Annotated in this window: 13 protein-coding genes; 11 read left to right on the plus strand and 2 right to left on the minus strand. The window is 61.9% G+C overall.

Annotated elements, in window-relative coordinates; genetic code table 11:
- The first annotated feature begins 2 nt into the window (after window positions 1-2).
- The 7 genes from K6N12_RS16295 to K6N12_RS16325 all read left to right on the plus strand — a co-directional run bounded on the left by K6N12_RS16295 (window position 3) and on the right by K6N12_RS16325 (window position 9,268).
- A complete protein-coding gene (locus K6N12_RS16295; protein ID WP_097626186.1) occupies window positions 3-1,163 on the plus strand; it encodes an acyl-CoA dehydrogenase family protein in 1,161 nt (386 codons plus the stop codon).
- Window positions 1,164-1,167: 4 nt separating this feature from the next.
- Complete coding sequence (locus tag K6N12_RS16300) at window positions 1,168-3,222, plus strand: acetate--CoA ligase family protein (RefSeq protein ID WP_222134944.1); 2,055 nt, start codon at window positions 1,168-1,170, stop codon at window positions 3,220-3,222.
- A 6-nt stretch (window positions 3,223-3,228) separates the two neighbouring features.
- A complete protein-coding gene (locus tag K6N12_RS16305) occupies window positions 3,229-4,011 on the plus strand; it encodes a carnitinyl-CoA dehydratase (RefSeq protein WP_222148871.1) in 783 nt (260 codons plus the stop codon).
- 117 nt (window positions 4,012-4,128) lie between these two features.
- Window positions 4,129-5,718, plus strand: a complete 1,590-nt coding sequence (locus K6N12_RS16310; protein WP_131711201.1) for an ABC transporter substrate-binding protein — start codon at window positions 4,129-4,131, stop codon at window positions 5,716-5,718.
- Between the two features lie 97 nt (window positions 5,719-5,815).
- A complete protein-coding gene (locus K6N12_RS16315) occupies window positions 5,816-6,820 on the plus strand; it encodes an ABC transporter permease (protein ID WP_183855822.1) in 1,005 nt (334 codons plus the stop codon).
- A complete protein-coding gene (locus K6N12_RS16320) occupies window positions 6,817-7,644 on the plus strand; it encodes an ABC transporter permease (protein WP_097626181.1) in 828 nt (275 codons plus the stop codon). The genes K6N12_RS16315 and K6N12_RS16320 overlap by 4 nt, the downstream gene beginning before the upstream one ends.
- Complete coding sequence (locus K6N12_RS16325; RefSeq protein ID WP_222134945.1) at window positions 7,637-9,268, plus strand: ABC transporter ATP-binding protein; 1,632 nt, start codon at window positions 7,637-7,639, stop codon at window positions 9,266-9,268. The genes K6N12_RS16320 and K6N12_RS16325 overlap by 8 nt, the downstream gene beginning before the upstream one ends.
- A gap of 54 nt (window positions 9,269-9,322) precedes the next feature.
- Here the strand turns inward: K6N12_RS16325 and K6N12_RS16330 are convergent, their stop codons facing one another.
- The gene (locus tag K6N12_RS16330) at window positions 9,323-10,108 is read right to left on the minus strand and encodes a helix-turn-helix domain-containing protein (protein WP_097626179.1); all 786 of its coding nucleotides are present in this window, start codon (window positions 10,106-10,108) and stop codon (window positions 9,323-9,325) included.
- A 120-nt stretch (window positions 10,109-10,228) separates the two neighbouring features.
- Between K6N12_RS16330 and K6N12_RS16335 the strand changes: the two genes are divergently transcribed.
- Both K6N12_RS16335 and K6N12_RS16340 read left to right on the plus strand, forming a co-directional pair.
- Entirely contained in the window at window positions 10,229-11,809 is a 1,581-nt protein-coding gene (locus tag K6N12_RS16335; protein WP_222134946.1) for an ABC transporter substrate-binding protein, read from the plus strand.
- Between the two features lie 21 nt (window positions 11,810-11,830).
- Window positions 11,831-13,834 carry a CocE/NonD family hydrolase gene (locus K6N12_RS16340; RefSeq protein WP_222148872.1) on the plus strand — a complete coding sequence of 668 codons (2,004 nt, stop codon included), beginning with the start codon at window positions 11,831-11,833 and terminating at the stop codon, window positions 13,832-13,834.
- A gap of 3 nt (window positions 13,835-13,837) precedes the next feature.
- On the opposite strand, the gene K6N12_RS16345 is transcribed toward K6N12_RS16340, so the two are convergent.
- Window positions 13,838-14,749, minus strand: coding sequence for an alpha/beta hydrolase (locus tag K6N12_RS16345; RefSeq protein ID WP_131711196.1), 912 nt, complete (start codon window positions 14,747-14,749; stop codon window positions 13,838-13,840).
- Between the two features lie 262 nt (window positions 14,750-15,011).
- Between K6N12_RS16345 and K6N12_RS16350 the strand changes: the two genes are divergently transcribed.
- On the plus strand, window positions 15,012-15,536 hold the full coding sequence (locus tag K6N12_RS16350; RefSeq protein WP_222148873.1) for an RNA polymerase sigma factor: 525 nt from the start codon (window positions 15,012-15,014) through the stop codon (window positions 15,534-15,536).
- A complete protein-coding gene (locus K6N12_RS16355; RefSeq protein ID WP_222148874.1) occupies window positions 15,536-17,632 on the plus strand; it encodes a vWA domain-containing protein in 2,097 nt (698 codons plus the stop codon). Before K6N12_RS16350 ends, K6N12_RS16355 begins: the two co-directional genes overlap by 1 nt.
- Window positions 17,633-17,665 lie beyond the last annotated feature (33 nt).

Genomic DNA, 17,665 nt, shown 5'->3' on the forward strand with positions numbered 1-17,665 from the left:
GCATGGATTTCGGTCTCAGCCAGGAACAGGAAATGATCGTCGAGACGGTTCGCGCCTTTGTCGAAACCGAGATCTATCCGCATGAGAACGAGGTCGAGCGGACCGGCATCGTCCCGCCGGAGCTTGGCCGCGAAATCCAGCGCAAATGCATCGATCTCGGCTTCTATGCCTGCAATTTCCCCGAGGAGATCGGCGGTGCCGGGCTCGACCATGTCACCTTCACGCTGGTCGAACGGGAGCTCGGGCGCGGTTCGCTCGGGCTGACGGTTTTCTTCGGTCGGCCCTCCGGCATCCTGATGGCCTGCGAGGGTGAGCAGCGCGAGCGTTACCTCCTGCCGGCGGTGCGCGGCGACAAGATCGACGCGCTCGCCATCACCGAACCGGATGCCGGTTCGGACATGCGCGGCATGAAATGCGCCGCCCGCCGCGATGGCGGAGACTTCGTGCTGAACGGCACGAAGCACTTCATCTCGCATGCCGATGTCGCCGATTTCGTCATCGTCTTTGCCGCGACGGGTGAGGAGGAAACGCCGAAGGGCATCAAGAAGAAGATCACCGCCTTCCTCGTCGATCGTGGCACGCCGGGCTTCGAGATCCGCAAGGGCTACGATTCCGTTTCGCATCGCGGTTACCATAACTCGACGCTCAGCTTCGAAGATTGCCGCATACCGGAAGCCCAGGTGCTGGGCGAGGTGCATCGCGGTTTCGATATCGCCAATCAATGGCTTTACGGCACGCGGTTGACGGTGGCCGCCACCTGCGTCGGCCGGGCGCGGCGCGTCTTCGAGATGGCCCTGCCCTACGCCGCCGAGCGCAAGCAGTTCGGCAAGCCGATCGGCGCCAATCAGGGCGTCTCGTTCAAGCTTGCCGACATGATCACCGAGATCGACGCGGCCGAGTGGTTGACGCTTTCAGCCGCCTGGCGGCTCGATGCCGGCCTTCCGGCAGACCGGCAGATCGCTTCTGCCAAGCTCTATGCCTCCGAAATGCTCGCCCGCGTGACGGATGAGGCGATCCAGATCTTCGGCGGCATGGGCCTGATGGACGACCTGCCGCTCGCCCGCTTCTGGCGCGATGCCCGCGTCGAGCGCATCTGGGACGGCACCTCCGAAATTCAGCGTCATATCATCAGCCGCGACCTGCTTCGGCCTTTGGGAGCGTGAGCCGATGACATCCAGCCCGCTCGACCGCCTGCTCAGACCGCAAACGATCGCCGTCTTCGGCGGCCGCGAGGCGCGCAGGCTGATCGAGCAGTGCGACCGCATGGGCTTTTCAGGCAAGATCTGGCCCGTCCATCCCAAACTCGACGAGGTGCTCGGGCGGCTGTGTTATCGCTCGGTCGCCGATCTGCCTTCCGCTCCGGATGCCGCCTTCGTCGGCGTCAACAGGACGCTCACCGTAGATATCGTGCGCAGCCTTTCTGCGGCCGGCGCCGGCGGCGCGGTCTGTTATGCATCAGGCTTCAGCGAGGCGACGGCGGAACTTGCCGATGGCGCCGACCTGCAGCAGGCGCTGCTTTCGGCGGCCGGCAACATGCCGATCCTTGGGCCCAACTGCTACGGACTGATCAACGGTCTCGACGGCGCGCTGCTCTGGCCCGACCAGCACGGCATGAAGCGCATCGAATGCGGCGTGGCGATCCTTACGCAGTCTTCCAATATCGCCATCAACCTGACCATGCAGACCCGTGGACTGCCGATCGCCTATATGGTCACGGCCGGCAACCAGGCGCAGACAACGCTTGCCGACGTCGCCTGCGCCTTGATCGAGGATCCGCGTGTCACGGCGGTCGGCCTTCATGTCGAAGGTTTCGGCGATCTCTCCGGCCTCGAACGCCTTGCTGCCATTGCCCGCCGGTCCAAGAAGCCGGTCGTCGTGCTGAAGGTCGGCCGATCCGAGCAGGCAAAACAGGCGGCAGTGTCGCACACCGCTTCGCTTGCCGGCAGTGATGCCGTGGCGGATGCCGTGCTTGCCCGCCTCGGCATCGGCCGTGTCCAGAGCCTGCCGGCGCTGCTCGAAACCCTGAAGCTGCTGCATGTCGCCGGCCCTCTGCCAAGCCGGTCGATCTCGTCGATGAGCTGCTCGGGCGGCGAGGCTTCGCTGATCGCGGATGCCGCCGTCGGCCGCAATATCGAATTCCCTGCGCTGCACCCGCAACAATTGCCGCGTCTGCGGCGGGTGCTGGGCGAGATGGTGACGCTCTCCAATCCGCTCGACTACCACACCTTCGTGTGGGGCGATTTCGCCAGCCAGACCGAAGCCTTCAGCGCCATGTTCAAAGGCGGCTATGCCCTCAATCTGGTCGTCCTCGACTTCCCGCGGCGCGACCGCTGCGATGCGTCCGAATGGGCAATGACGGCAGATGCGGTCATCACTGCTGCCTCTGCGACAGGTGCGCTGGCCGGCCTTCTCGCGACGCTTCCGGAGAATATGCCCGAACCTGTCGCCGATCGGCTGATGGCCAATGGCATCGTCGCCTTCTCAGGCATCGACGAAACCATGGCTGCAGCTGAGGTCGCAGCCGGCATTGGCCAAGCTTGGCAAGCCCCGCCTCCCCTGCCGCTGCTCGACGTGCCGTCCATGGATGGTGAGATCGAGACGCTGACCGAAGCTAACGCGAAGGCGGAGCTTGCTGCCTGTGGCCTCCCCGTTCCCCGGGGGCTGCAGGCTTTTTCTCCCCATGAGGCCGTCGAGCAGGCCGAACGGCTCGGTTTCCCCGTCGTGTTGAAGGGTCTCGGCATCGCACACAAGACCGAAGCCGGCGCCGTCGCGCTCAACCTCCGGGATAGTCAGGCGGTCTCGACCGCCGCGGCGGCAATGCGGCCGAATGCCGGTTATCTGGTCGAGAAGATGATTGATCCGCCGGTCGCCGAGCTCATCGTCGGCGCCATTCGCGATCCCGCCTTCGGTTTGTCGCTCACCTTGGGAGCGGGCGGAATCTTTGTCGAATTGCTCGAGGATTCCGTCATCCTGCCGCTTCCGACGACGAAAACCGAGATTCATGCGGCGATTTCGCGGCTCAAACTGGCAAAATTGATCTATGGCTATCGCGGACGGCCGAAAGGCGATCTCGACGCCGCGGTGGCCGCTATCGCAGCAGCGGCAGATTATGTCGTAAAGAACGTGGCACGCCTGGAGGAACTGGACATTAATCCATTGATGGTTCTTCCCGAAGGGCGCGGTGTTGCTGCAGTCGATGCCCTCATACGGCGTAGGAGGTAGCATAGGTTGAGCGAATGCATTCGCACACGACATGACGGCGGGGTGCTCGAAGTCGTCATCGACCGGCCGAAGGCGAACGCCATCGACCTTGCGACCAGCCGTGCCTTGGGATTGATCTTCCAGAATTTTCGCGACGATCCGGAATTGCGCGTCGCCATCGTGACGGGTGGGGGCGAAAAGTTCTTTTGCGCTGGATGGGACCTCAAGGCGGCAGCATCAGGTGATGCGGTCGACGGTGACTACGGTGTCGGTGGCTTCGGCGGGCTGCAGGAGCTGCGCGACCTCAACAAGCCGGTTATTGCAGCGGTCAACGGCATCTGTTGCGGCGGCGGATTGGAGCTCGCCCTTTCGGCCGACCTGATCGTCGCCGCCGAACATGCGAGTTTCGCCCTGCCGGAAATCCGTTCGGGCACGGTTGCCGATGCGGCGTCGATCAAGCTGCCGAAGCGCATCCCCTATCACATCGCCATGGACATCCTTTTGACGGGACGCTGGCTCGACGTTCACGAGGCGCATCGCTGGGGTTTCGTCAACGAGGTCCTGCCGGCCGGCCGGCTGATGGAGAGAGCTTGGGAGCTTGCTCGCCTGCTCGCAAGCGGGCCGCCGCTCGTCTATGCGGCCATCAAGGAAATCGTGCGCGAAGCGGAGGGTTCGACGTTCCAGACTGCCATGAACAAGATCACCAAGCGGCAGTTTGCGACCGTCGACAGGCTCTATTCGAGCGAAGACCAATTGGAAGGCGCACGGGCCTTCGCCGAGAAGCGAAGCCCTATCTGGAAAGGACAATAACGAGGCGGCAGCAACCGCAATGTTTCCCGCATGATGCGGGCACCGGAGGTGGAGAGGAAACCGCCTGCGATCCTGCCCGGAAGTTCTGTCAACGCACCACAAAGAAGGAACTGGGGAATGAACGACTATAGCAAATATCTCGCAGGCCGCGTCACCGCGGGCGGGCTCAGCCGCCGCGAATTCATGGGACGCGCCATGGCGGCGGGCATCACACTTGCCGTCGCCGACAAGCTCTTCACCGAAAGTGCCGAGGCCGCCGAACCGAAACGCGGCGGCCACCTGAAGCTCGGCCTCGAAGGAGGTGCAGCCACCGATTCCAAGGATCCGGCGAAGTTCCTGTCACAGGTCATGTTCTGCATCGGCCGCTGCTGGGGCGACATGCTGGTCGAGTCCGACCCGCTGACGGGTGCCGCCGTGCCCTCGCTTGCCGAATCCTGGGAGCCGTCGAAAGACGCTGTCACCTGGACCTTCAAGATCCGCAAGGGCGTCAAGTTCCACGATGGCAAGGAACTGACGATTGACGACGTTGTTGCGACGCTGAAGCGCCACACCGATGCTAAGTCGGAATCCGGTGCGCTGGGTGTTCTCGGCTCGATCAAGGAGATCAAGGCCGACGGCGGCAATCTGGTGCTGACGCTCAGCGAAGGCAATGCCGACATGCCGTTGCTGTTGTCGGACTACCATCTGGTCATCCAGCCGAACGGCGGCGTCGATGATCCGCTGGCCTCGATCGGCACCGGCCCCTACAAGATGACGAGTTTCGAGCCCGGCGTCCGTGCCACCTTCGAAAGGAACAAGGACGACTGGCGCACCGACCGGGGCTATGTCGATTCGATCGAAATCATCGGCATGAATGACGCGACCGCCCGCATCGCAGCACTGTCGTCCGGCCAGGTGCACTACATCAACCGCGTCGACCCGAAGACCGTCAACCTTTTGAAGCGCGCCCCGAACGTCGAGATCCTCTCGACTGCCGGCCGCGGCCATTACGTCTTCATCATGCATTGCGACAAGGCGCCGTTCGACAACAACGACCTGCGGCTGGCCCTCAAATACGCCATGGACCGCGAGACCATGGTGCAGAAGATCCTCGGCGGTTACGGCAAGGTCGGCAACGACTTCCCGATCAACAGCACCTATGCGCTCTTCCCCGAGGGCATCGAGCAGCGCGTCTACGATCCCGACAAGGCCGCCTTCCACTATAAGAAGTCGGGCCATAGCGGCTCGGTCCTTCTGCGCACCTCCGAAGTCGCCTTCCCCGGCGGTGTCGATGCAGCCGTCCTCTATCAGGAAAGCTGCAAGAAGGCCGGCATCGAGATCGAAGTCAAGCGCGAGCCGGGCGACGGTTACTGGACCAACGTCTGGAACGTCCAGCCCTTCTCCACTTCCTACTGGGGTGGCCGGCCGACACAGGACCAGATGTATTCCACCGCCTATCTCTCGACGGCGGACTGGAACGACACCAAGTTCAAGCGTCCTGACTTCGACAAGCTGCTGTTGCAGGCCCGATCCGAACTTGATGAAGCCAAGCGCAAGGATTTGTATCGCGCCATGGCGATGATGGTGCGCGACGAGGGCGGCGTGATCCTGCCAATGTTCAACGATTTCGTGAACGCCTCCACCAAGCAGGTGAAGGGTTATGTCCACGATATCGGCAACGACATGTCGAACGGCTACGTCGCGACGCGCGTCTGGCTGGACGCCTGATTGCAAAGGGGCGCTTGCCCCTCCGATCCCCAACGAAGCCGGGACCGTGGGATGAAACCCCGCGGTCCTCCCGACGTTTTAGCGCGAGGCCCTCGCCATGACCAATCCTGCCCCAAGCATCTTGCCCGGCCTCGGGTTCCGGCAGCGTTTTCCGCTGCTTGCCCTTATCCTCGAGCGTTTCGTGCTCAGCCTGGTCCTGCTTTTTGCCGTCTCCATCCTGATCTTCGGTGGTCTGGAAGCCCTGCCCGGCGATTTTGCCACAACCTATCTCGGTCAGTCGGCGACACCGCAGGCCGTTGCCAATATTCGACAGGATCTCGGGCTGAACCGGCCGGTCACGACGCGCTATGTCGAGTGGCTCGGCAATGCCGTCCAGGGTGACTTCGGCACTTCCTGGGCCAGCAAGAATTCAGTGAGTGAACAGATCGGCAAACGTCTCGGCAATTCGCTCTTCCTGGCGGGTTTCGCCGCGGTGATATCAGTGCCGCTCGCCGTCGGCCTCGGCATGCTGTCGGTGCATTTCCGCAACCGCCTGCCGGATAAGATCATCAACATTATCTCGCTCGCGGCGATCTCACTGCCGGAGTTCTTCATCGGCTACTTGCTGATCCTGTTCTTCGCGGTGAAGCTCGGCATGGCGACTTTTCCAGCGACCGTCTACGACAGCATGGGTCTCGCCGAGCGATTGAAGGCGATCGCGCTGCCGACGGCGACGCTGGTGCTCGTCGTGCTTGCGCACATGATGCGCATGACGCGGGCGGCGATCCTCTCCGTCATGTCGTCGGCCTATATGGAAACCGCCGAACTGAAGGGCCTCAGCGCCTTCCGCGCGATCGTCAAGCATGCCGCCCCCAACGCGCTCGCGCCGATCATCAACGTCATCGCGCTGAACCTTGCCTATCTCGTGGTCGGGGTCGTCGTTGTCGAAGTGGTCTTCGTCTATCCCGGCATGGGGCAATATATGGTCGATGCGGTCACCGTGCGCGACATGCCTGTGGTACAGGCCTGCGGCCTGATTTTCGCGGCTGTCTACATTTTCCTCAATATGACGGCCGATATCCTCGCGATTATCGCCAATCCCCGGCTGAGGCATCCGCGATGAGATTGAGAGACATTCCCATCACCGCCTGGATCGGCATGGCCGGCATCGCCATCGCCTTCATCTTTGCGATCTTCGCCCCCTGGCTCGCTCCCTATGGCGAGACGCAGGTTGTCGGCGACGTCTGGCAGCTGCCGGATAATCAATACATCTTCGGCCTCGACAATCTCGGCCGCGACATCCTCTCGCGCCTGATCTATGGCGCGCGTACGACGCTGCTGGTCTCGTCCGCCGCCACCGTCATCTCCTTCTCGCTCGGCATCATCCTGAGCTTCACCGCTGCCGTCTCGCGCGGCATCATCGACACGGTCTTTTCGCGTTTCAACGATCTGATGATGTCGATCCCGACGCTGATCTTCGCGCTGGTGGTTCTTGCGGTCCTGCCGCAGAATATCGTCGTCCTGATCCTTGTCATGGCGATCCTCGATTCCACCCGCGTCTACCGTCTTGGCCGCGCCGTGGCGCTCGATGTCGCGGTGATGGAATTCGTCGAGGCGGCAACACTGCGCGGCGAAGGCAAGCTCTGGATCATCTTCCGCGAAATCCTGCCGAACACCCTGTCGCCGCTGCTGGCCGAATTCGGGCTGCGCTTCGCCTTCTCGATCCTGTTCCTCTCGACGCTTTCCTTCCTCGGCCTCGGCATTCAGCCGCCAGCGGCCGATTGGGGCGGCATGGTCAAGGACAACAAGGACGGCATCATCTTCGGTATATCGGCAGCACTGGTGCCGGGCACGGCGATTGCCGTGCTTGCCGTCTGCGTCAACCTCGTCGTCGACTGGCTCCTGAAACGCACATCCAGCCTCAAGGGAGGGCGCGGCGATGCCTGAGCTTCTTTCCGTTCGCAATCTGAAGATCGAAGCAACCAGCTATCCGCCGGGCGAGCCGCCGAAGCGGGTGACGATCGTCGACGGCGTTTCTTTCGATTTGCAGAAGGGCAAGGTTCTCGGCCTGATCGGCGAATCGGGCGCCGGCAAGTCGACGATCGGCCTTTCGGCGCTTGCCTATGGCCGAGGCGGCGCCGAAATCACCGGCGGCGAGGTGCGGCTCGACGGCGCCGATATCCTGGTGCTTGGCAAGAACGGCATCCGGAAAATCCGCGGCGCCCGGGTCTGCTACGTCGCGCAATCGGCGGCGGCCGCCTTCAATCCGGCGCATAGACTCGGCGATCAGGTGATCGAAGCTTCGGTCAAACATGGTTTGATGAGCAAGGACGAGGCGCGCAAGCGTGCGCTTTATCTGTTCGGGGTTCTCGGCCTGCCCAATCCCGAAACCTTCGGTGAGCGCTTTCCCCACCAGGTCTCCGGCGGCCAGTTGCAGCGGGCGATGACGGCGATGGCGCTCTGCTCCAATCCCGAACTGATCGTCTTCGACGAGCCGACGACAGCGCTTGACGTCACCACGCAGATCGACGTGCTGGCGGCGATCAAGCATGCCATCGAGGAAACGCACACCGCCGCCCTCTATATCACCCATGATCTCGCCGTCGTCGCCCAGATTTCGGACGACATCATGGTCCTGCGTTATGGCAAGCAAGTCGAATACGGCAGCGTCCAGCAGATCATCGAGGCACCGCGGGAGGACTATACGCGCGCCCTCGTTAATGTCAGGCAGGCCTACCGCGAGGAAGCCGCCGACCAGTCTGCAGCACTTCTCAAAGTGGAGAATGTCAGCGCCGAATATTCCAACGGCTTCAAGGTGCTGCACGATGTCTCGCTGCACGTGCCGAAGGGGCAGACGCTCGCCGTCGTCGGCGAATCCGGTTCAGGCAAATCCACCCTGGCGCGCGTCATTACCGGCCTGTTGCCGCCGAGCAACGGACGCATCGTCTTTGATGGAAAGCCGCTGATGCCTGGCCTCAAAAGCCGGCCGAATGACGACTTGAGGCGCATCCAGCTGATCTACCAGATGGCCGATACGGCGATGAACCCGCGGCAGACGGTCCGCGACATCATCGGCCGCCCGCTGACCTTCTATTATGGTCTGAGAGGTGCCGAGAAAACCGCGCGGGTAAAGGAACTGCTCGACCAGATCGAAATGGGCAACGGTTTCGTCGATCGTTATCCGGCCGAACTGTCCGGCGGCCAGAAGCAGCGCGTGGCGATCGCGAGAGCCCTTGCCGCCAAGCCCGAACTTATCCTCTGCGACGAGCCGACCTCGGCCCTCGATCCGCTGGTTGCCGAAGGCATTCTGAAACTGCTGCTGAAGCTGCAGGAAGAGGAACATCTCTCCTACGTGTTCATCACCCATGACATCGCTATCGTGCGCGCCATTGCCGACAGCGTCGCGGTGATGCATCGCGGCAAGCTCGTCCGCTTCGGTCCCAAATCCCAAGCGCTATCGCCGCCCTTCGACGACTACACCGACCTGTTGCTGAAATCCGTACCGGAGATGGAGATCGGCTGGCTGGAGCGGGTGCTAACGACGCGGAAGATGGCAAGCGCCGGGAATTGAAGGCTCGAAATCTTCCGGCACTCATCCGGATGGCTTCGTTGAAAATCGGTTTCTTCAATACTCTGCCGGCACCGCATACACTTCCGCGGATGGATCTGCGAGGAACGAGCGCACCGTCGGTGGCAGCTGGCGTGAAGACAGCGGCAGTGGTCCGCAACGCGACAGAAGCTCGCGCAGGTTGGGCTCGGCGCCGACATGCCGCCAGATCATCCGCGACGCATACGGGAGATTTTCCCGTCGCCACGAAACTCCCATTGTCGTCCCGCGCAGATAGACGCGCTGGTACTCATCGAATGGCAGGAGGATCGTCTGTGAAAGTATCGGATTCGGGCCGACGACTCGCTCCGTAATGAAGATCCGGTTTCGATAGAAGGCCGCAAGGCCGACATATTTCGAAAATTGCTGGATGCCGTTTCCAGCGTCCCGCAGACGCTCCATTGATTTGACATGCACAAGCCCACCCTTCTCCACAAAGCGGCTGCACGAACACACAACCATTCCCGGCCAGGACGGGGAGCGATGATAGGTCTGGAAATAGCCGATATGGCGCCGGAGCGCGGTCAGATCGCCTGGGAACGCCTTTAATAGTTCGGAACTTTGATTGAGGTCTAGAGTCGGTTTGCGAAGCCGCTCGCGAAAGAGCCTGGGAACGAGACCAAAGTCGGCTGCGTCGAGATCGAAATACTTGGCTATGCGAGCGAGATTATGGGCAGACGGCCTCGTCTGGCCGTTGATGTATCGATTGAATTGCTGCCGATTGATATCGATCGCGCGGCAAAGATGCGAAATGGAACGCTGCGTGGCACAGGCGATCTTGAGGTTCTCGACTAGGTGAGGCATCGGCGGTTCCGTCTTAATGATAGTAGCGTAAACTCGCTCAAAAATGCGTCAAGTCGCGAAATTGCGTGAAGCAGCCTGATCTCTACGTTCCCTTCTAAGAACGTTGAAAAGGGAACTGAAATGACACGTGAAAAGGATCAATCTTCGCCTTTGAGTATCGGCCGTCGTCACTTCGTTGGCGGTGCCGTCGCGCTGGGTGCTTTGCCAGTCCTCCCCTCCGGACTCTTGATGCCGCGCGATGCCCGCGCGCAGGAAGCGAAGCGCGGGGGTCATCTGAAACTCGGTCTCAAGGGCGGCGCCACCAGTGATGCGCTCGACCCCGCGACCTATAGCGCCTCCGTGTTGTTCGTGATTGGCCGTCTCTGGGGCGACACACTTGTCGAATCCGACCCTAAGACCGGTACGCCCTTGCCGTCGCTGGCGACTTCCTGGACGCCATCGGCGGACGCATCCGTCTGGACTTTCAAAATTAGGAACGACGTGCAGTTTCACGACGGCAGCAAGATGACCGTCGCGGACATCGTCGCGACACTGAAGCGACACGCGGACAAGAATTCGCAGTCGGGCGCTCTGGGGCTCATGGCCTCGATCACCGGTATCGAAGAAAAAGCGGGCGACCTTGTCCTCACACTTTCGGAAGGCAATGCGGACCTGCCTTTGCTTTTGACCGACTATCACCTGATCATCCAACCGAAGGGCGGCCTCGACAAGCCTGCGGCGGCCATCGGTACAGGTCCTTACATTCTGAAAAGCTTCGAACCGGGCGTTCACGCAACCTTCGAGAAAAACCCGAAGGATTGGCGCTCCGACCGCGGCTTTGTCGACAGTGTCGAGATCCTCGTCATCAACGACAACACCGCCCGCGTTGCCGCACTTGCCTCCGGCCAAGTCCATTTCGTCAACAATGTCGACCCCAAGACAGTCCCGATGCTGCAGCGAGCACCGACCGTCGAAATCCTCCGGAATGCAGGCAAGGGCTTCTATTGTTTCCTGATGCATTGCGACACGGCTCCCTTCGACAACACCGATCTTCGGCTTGCGCTGAAATATGCCATTGATCGTCAGGCGATCCTCGACAAGGTTCTGGGCGGCTACGGAGTCATCGGCAACGACTATCCGGTCAATTCCAACTACGCTCTCGCCCCGACCGATATCGAGCAGCGCCCTTATGATCCAGATAAGGCCGCCTTCCACTTCAAGAAAGCGGGTCTCGACCGCTCCATTCAGCTGCTCACGTCAGACGCAGCCTTTCCTGGCGCTGTGGATGCGGCGATCCTGTTCCAGCAAAGCGCGCGCAAGGCCGGCATCACGATCGACGTCAAGCGCGAACCGGAAGACGGCTACTGGACCAATGTCTGGAACAAGCAGCCCTTCTGCGCCTCGTTCTGGGGCGGTCGTCCGACCCAGGATTCGCGCTATTCCACCTCTTACCTGTCGACCGCAGAATGGAACGACACGCGTTTCAAGCGCCCTGACTTCGACAAATTGGTTCTGCAAGCAAGGTCAGAACTCGATGAGGCCAAGCGCAAGGTGCTTTATCGGCAATTGGCCCTGATGGTGCGAGACGATGGCGGTCTGATCCTGCCCGTCTTCAACGATTACATCATGGCCTCTTCGAAAATGCTGAAGGGATATGTCGACGATATCGGCAACGATATGTCCAACGGCTACATCGGCAGCCGCGTGTGGCTTAATGCCTAAAGCTCTCCTGGATATATGACAATGTCAGACCGCAGCTTCACAACCATCGAAAATCAGTGGATCACCTTGAAGGATGGGACGCGGCTGGCGGCACGCATCTGGATGCCCGACGGCGCGGAGGAGGATCCCGTGCCGTCGGTCTTCGAGTTCCTGCCCTATCGCAAGCGCGACGGGACGAGCCTCAGGGACGAGTCGACCTATCCGGTCTTCGCCGCCGCCGGCATTGCCGGCGTGCGCGTCGATATCCGCGGATCGGGAGAATCCGACGGCGTCATCGATGGCGAATATACCGAACGGGAGCTTGCCGATGCCTGTGAGCTGATCGCCTGGATTGCCGCGCAGCCTTGGTCGAACGGCGCGGTCGGCATGATGGGCATCTCCTGGGGCGGCTTCAACAGCCTGCAGGTCGCAGCCCTGCGCCCGCCGGCGCTGAAGGCCGTCATCTCGATCGCCTCGACCGTCGACCGCTACAATGACGACATCCACTACAAGAACGGCTGCCATCTCTCCGCCCAGCTTTCGTGGGCGGCGACGATGCTCGGCTATCAGTCGCGCCCGCCCGATCCCGCACTGGCCGGCGAGCGCTGGAAGGCGCTGTGGCTGGAGCGCCTGGCGGGCGAACCCTTTTTCATGGAGGAGTGGCTGAGCCATCAGCGGCGCGACGATTTCTGGCGTCACGGCTCGATCGCAGAGGATTTTTCCAGCGTCGAGATCCCCGCGCTGGTCATTGCCGGCTGGGCCGACGGTTACCGCAATACGCCGCTGATGGCGGTCGAAGGCCTCGGCGATAAAGCCAAGGCGCTGATTGGTCCCTGGGTGCACAAATATCCGCACTTCGCCTGGCCGAAACCGCGCGCCGATTTCCATGGCGAAGCGATCGCCTGGTGGAACAAGTGGCTGCGTGGCGAGGACAACGGCATCGACAGACTGCCGCAGACCCGTGCCTATATTCTCGATGCCATCCGCCCTGCTCCACGCCGCGACAGCGATCCTGGTTTCTGGATCGCCAGGGATGTCTGGACGCCGCCGCGCATGCAGTGCTTTTACGTCGAGCAATTCGGCAGGCTGACGGAAGGCATGCCGATCCCGCACGCGCCCGAACATCCCGTTTATCTCCATTCTCCGCTCGATACCGGCACGGCATCCGGTGAATATTTCACGCTGAAGCCCGACGCCGAAATGGCGATCGATCAGCGCTCGGACGATGCCGGCTCGCTGGTCTTCGATACCATGCCGCTTTCCGGCGATTGCGACTATCTCGGCCAGCCCGTGCTGACGCTTGCGCTGCGCTCCCGGACGTCGGGCGGCAATCTCTGCGCCCGGCTGATCGATGTTCATCCTGATGGTACGGCAATGCGGGTCGCCTTCGGCGTCGTCAATCTCACCCACCGCGACGGCAATGCCGATCCGAAACCGCTGATCCCGGGCGAGACGGTGTCGATCCGTCTCGTGCTCGACGCCTGCGGCTATCGCTTCCGCAAGGGACATCGCATCCGCCTTTCGCTTTCCACCGCCTATTGGCCGATGATCCTTCCTCCGCCTGAGGATGAGGGAATCGAAATCGACATGGCATCGCTCGGCTTGGGGTTGCCGGTGCTCGGCGACCATCGCCGCATCGAAATCAAGGAGCCGGCCAATCCCGATCCCCTGCCTCGATATATCGAGCATGCCGCGGCGGCGACGGAGCGCCAGGTCGTTCGCAACCTCTCGGGCAACCGGACGGACTATCGCATCCACGAGGATACCGGGCTCTACGAACATCCTGAGACGGGCCTGTCGACCCGGCAATTGCGCGAGGAAGTCTGGTCGATTTCACCCGATGATCCGCTGTCGATGACCGGTGTGTCGACCTGGACCTGCGATATGCGCCGCCCCGGCTGGTTCGTGCGCACCGTGGCAACCGCGCGGATTGCCTGCACCGCCACCGATTGGATCATCAGTGCCGTCGTCGCCGCTTTCGAGGACGACGTGCAGATCTTCGAAAAGATCTTTGCGGAAAAGCGGATCCCACGTGATCTGATGTGATCGTCAGGACACGGCGAAATGCCGGACAGCCTCGCAGACGGCATGGAAGCCATCGCGGGCGCCATCGCTCATATGCCGGGCGCGCAGCCAGGCATGCACCATCTGGGGCTCCTCCCGGAACCAGACCTCTCCGCCCGCTTCAGTGAGCCGGGCGGCATAGTGCCGGCCGTCGTCTCTCAAGGGGTCGAAATGCGCGACCGTGATGAAGGCCGGCGGCAGCCCGGCAAGCGAAGACGCCTGGAGTGGCTCGGCGATCTCATTTCCTTCAGGCGCCTGCAGAATCTCGCGATAATAGGCGACATCGGCCGTCGTCAGGCCGGGTGCGGCGGCCATTTCGAGATAGGAACCTGCGTCGAGGTCGCCGCCGAGCGCGGGATAGATTAGCACCTGGCCGACGATGCCGGAGAGTTCCTCGTCGCGCGCCCGCAAGGCAAGCCCTGCCGCAAGGTTGCCGCCAGCGCTGTCGCCGATCAGCACGACCTTATTGCCGGCGGCAAGCAGATGTTTGAGCACGGCGAAGCCGTCATCCGTCTGTGCCGGCCAGCGATATTCAGGGGCCAGCCGGTAATCGACGGAAACGAGTTCGGCGCCGGCAAAATCAGCGATCTCGGCGCAGATGGCGTGATGGCTCTCAAGCGAACCGACGACGAAGCCGCCGCCATGGAGATAGAGCAGAACAGTCCGGGTGATGATTTTCCGCGGACGGTAGCGCCGGATCGGTATGCGCTGGACCATGCCGTCCGCAAAGATCAAATCCGGGGGCAGCGGGCGGTCGAAGCGGGCGCAAAGCGAATCGTACCAATGCCGTTGCTGCTCGACCGACGCTTCGACAGCCTCAGTGGGATAGACGCTATCGCAAATCTGGAGAAACTGCAGAATGCCTTTTTCGGTGGGGACAGGGGATGGAGCGGACATGCAGGGTCCTTTCGATTTGGGACTGCGGAGACGTCCCTGGCCGACTCTCACCCCATCATGCGCCTTTGCGGCGGAGGCAATCTGTCTGGCCGCGACCCATGGATGTCGCGATGCTTCCTTATTTTGATCCTGCATTTCAAGGCTTTGCCGCTTTTTCAAAAAATTCCGATATTTTTTTCGTCGTCGACCCAAGGAAAGCCACTGGAGAAACGTCTCAATCCCGAAATAGCATCTTGCTTGATAGCTTGGGGGTAGGTGCGCATTGGATGCGGAGCTCATAGAACGAGCGCAGGGCGGCGACCGGGAGGCCTTCGGGCAACTGGTCTCGCGCCATTATGATTTCGTCCACGCGACGGCATGGCGATGGTCGGGCAGTTCCGCCGACGCCGACGACATCGCCCAGGAGGTCTGCGTCAAGCTCGGCGCGGCCATCCGCGGCTTTCACGGCGCCAGCCGCTTCAGGACATGGCTCTATACGCTGACGCTCAATGCCGCCCGCGACCATAGACGCAAACTTGTACGGGACGAGCAGACATTCCGCGCTTACGCCTCCGAACCGCAGCCGGATGCACCGGGCGGGAACGACGACGAGCTGTCGAGCGAATTATGGGCGGCCGTGCGCGCTTTGCCGGAACGCCAATGCGACGCCGTGCTGCTCGTCTATGGCGAAGGCCTCAGCCATTCGGCTGCCGCCGATGTCATGGGCTGCTCGGAAACGACCGTGTCCTGGCAGGTCCACGAGGCGCGCAAGCGGCTGAAGGCCATGCTCGGCAAGGAAGAGGTATAATGGACAAGGAACTCGAGAAGCTCTCCCGCCTCACCCCGCCGGCAACCGATCTGGAGGCGCGTGCACGCGCCCTTGCCGCGGCAATGCAGGCCTTCGACAACGCAGAAAATAATGCCGCAGCAGCCCAAGGAATTACGAAAGGCTGGCGTCCAAGCTCCATCATCAACTGGATATGGAGCTCTGCTGTGAATAAGAAATTCCTCGCCGGTTCAGCCCTTGCAACGCTGCTCGTCATTCCCACCGCCGGCTATCTCACCCTCGAGCTGGCCCGCAACCAACCGATCGTCGACCAGGAAAAGATCGCCGGCACCGTTTCCAAAAATGACATGCCGAAACCGGCCGAACCTCGGCTTTCCGAAGCGCCAGCCGAAGAGAATCGGCCGGCTCAATCGTCGGCGGCTGATAGCACTCAACTCTTGCAGGACAAGGAACCTCAGGCCGCAAAGTCCGCTGCGGAGCTGCGCGCTGAATTCGATGCCGGCGAGATTGCCACTCTTAAGAACAAGTCGGAGGATTCCGCCGCGGCACTTGGCATGGCAAAACGGGCTGCGCCGGCTGCTCCCGGCGTGGTTGCTCAGGGCCAGCTGTCGGCAGAGCCGATGGCCGCGGCCCCCTCGCCTGTCCCGCCGGCGGAAGGGAATGTCCAGGTTCAGCTCGATCCCAGCCGCGAACGCTTTGCCAATGCCGCGGCAAATCCGATCAAGAGTGTCGCGACCGATCCGGTCTCGACCTTCTCTGCCGATGTCGACAGTGCCTCCTATTCCTTCGTCCGCCGGTCGTTGGCCGGCGGGGCGATGCCGGATCCGCAATCGGTTCGCGTCGAGGAGATGATCAATTATTTCCCCTATGACTGGCCGGGTCCCGAGAAGGCCGATCAACCTTTCAAGGCGACCGTGACGGTGATGCCGACACCGTGGAATCACGATACGGAACTGATGCACGTGGCGATCAAGGGCTATGACATTGCGCCGGCGGCCGCGCCGCATGCCAATCTGGTCTTCCTCATCGACGTCTCGGGCTCGATGGACGAGCCGGACAAGCTGCCGCTGCTGAAGAGCGCCTTCCGTCTTCTGGTCAGCAAGCTGAAGGCCGACGATACCGTCTCGATCGTCACCTATGCCGGCAATGCCGGCACGGTGCTCGAGCCGACGCGGGTAGCGGAGAAATCGAAGATCTTCGTGGCAATCGACAGGCTGGAGGCTGGAGGCTCGACCGGCGGCGCCGAAGGCATCGAGGCGGCCTACGATCTTGCCAAACAGGCCTTCGTCAAGGATGGCGTCAACCGGGTGATGCTGGCGACGGACGGCGACTTCAATGTCGGCCCGTCGAGCGACGAGGATCTGAAGCGCATCATCGAGGAGAAACGCAAGGACGGCATCTTCCTGACCGTTCTCGGCTTCGGCCGCGGCAATCTCAACGATTCCCTGATGCAGACGCTGGCCCAGAACGGCAATGGCAGCGCCGCCTATATCGACACGCTCGCGGAGGCGCAGAAGACCTTGGTCGAAGAAGCCGGGTCGACGCTGTTTCCGATTGCGAAGGACGTCAAGTTCCAGGTCGAGTTCAACCCGGAACGGATCGCCGAATACCGGCTGATCGGCTACGAGACACGCGCCCTCAACCGCGAGGATTTCAACAACGACCGCGTCGATGCCGGCGATATCGGCTCCGGCCACAGCGTCACGGCGATCTATGAGATCACCCTCAAGGGAAGTCCCGCGGTCATGAATGACGACCTGAGGTATGGCGCAGCCGACAAGGTGCCGGCCGCGGCATCGGACGGCACGCATCACGGCGAGCTTGCTTTCGTCAAGATGCGCTATAAGCGGCCGGGGGAGGACAAGAGCGCGCTGATCACCACCCCTGTCGGTGACGGCAACGCGGTCGCCACCATCGACGCCGCGCCGCAGGACGTTCGCTTCTCCGTGGCCGTCGCCGCCTTCGGCCAGAAACTGAGCCGCACCAGCGCCCTCGACACCTATCCCTATCAGGCGATTGCCGATCTCGCTGCGGCATCGCGCGGGGCGGATCCCTTCGGCTACAGGTCGGACTTCCTCGGCCTCATCAGGTTGGCTGACGGCCTCAGCCAACGCTGAATTGAGGAATACCGCAGAGCAGAGACCGCCGGG

It is taken from the genome of Rhizobium redzepovicii, assembly GCF_019793435.1.
In the GTDB taxonomy this organism is placed as follows: Bacteria; Pseudomonadota; Alphaproteobacteria; order Rhizobiales; family Rhizobiaceae; genus Rhizobium; species Rhizobium redzepovicii.

Bases quoted from the DNA above. Each gene is read 5' to 3' on its own strand.
- K6N12_RS16310 (WP_131711201.1), top strand. From the start codon at position 4,129: ATGAACGACTATAGCAAATATCTCGCAGGCCGCGTCACCGCGGGCGGG.
- K6N12_RS16335 (WP_222134946.1), top strand. From the start codon at position 10,229: ATGACACGTGAAAAGGATCAATCTTCGCCTTTGAGTATCGGCCGTCGT.
- K6N12_RS16340 (WP_222148872.1), top strand. From the start codon at position 11,831: ATGTCAGACCGCAGCTTCACAACCATCGAAAATCAGTGGATCACCTTG.
- K6N12_RS16295 (WP_097626186.1), top strand. From the start codon at position 3: ATGGATTTCGGTCTCAGCCAGGAACAGGAAATGATCGTCGAGACGGTT.
- K6N12_RS16330 (WP_097626179.1), bottom strand. From the start codon at position 10,108: ATGCCTCACCTAGTCGAGAACCTCAAGATCGCCTGTGCCACGCAGCGT.
- K6N12_RS16325 (WP_222134945.1), top strand. From the start codon at position 7,637: ATGCCTGAGCTTCTTTCCGTTCGCAATCTGAAGATCGAAGCAACCAGC.
- K6N12_RS16355 (WP_222148874.1), top strand. From the start codon at position 15,536: ATGGACAAGGAACTCGAGAAGCTCTCCCGCCTCACCCCGCCGGCAACC.
- K6N12_RS16315 (WP_183855822.1), top strand. From the start codon at position 5,816: ATGACCAATCCTGCCCCAAGCATCTTGCCCGGCCTCGGGTTCCGGCAG.
- K6N12_RS16345 (WP_131711196.1), bottom strand. From the start codon at position 14,749: ATGTCCGCTCCATCCCCTGTCCCCACCGAAAAAGGCATTCTGCAGTTT.
- K6N12_RS16320 (WP_097626181.1), top strand. From the start codon at position 6,817: ATGAGATTGAGAGACATTCCCATCACCGCCTGGATCGGCATGGCCGGC.
- K6N12_RS16300 (WP_222134944.1), top strand. From the start codon at position 1,168: ATGACATCCAGCCCGCTCGACCGCCTGCTCAGACCGCAAACGATCGCC.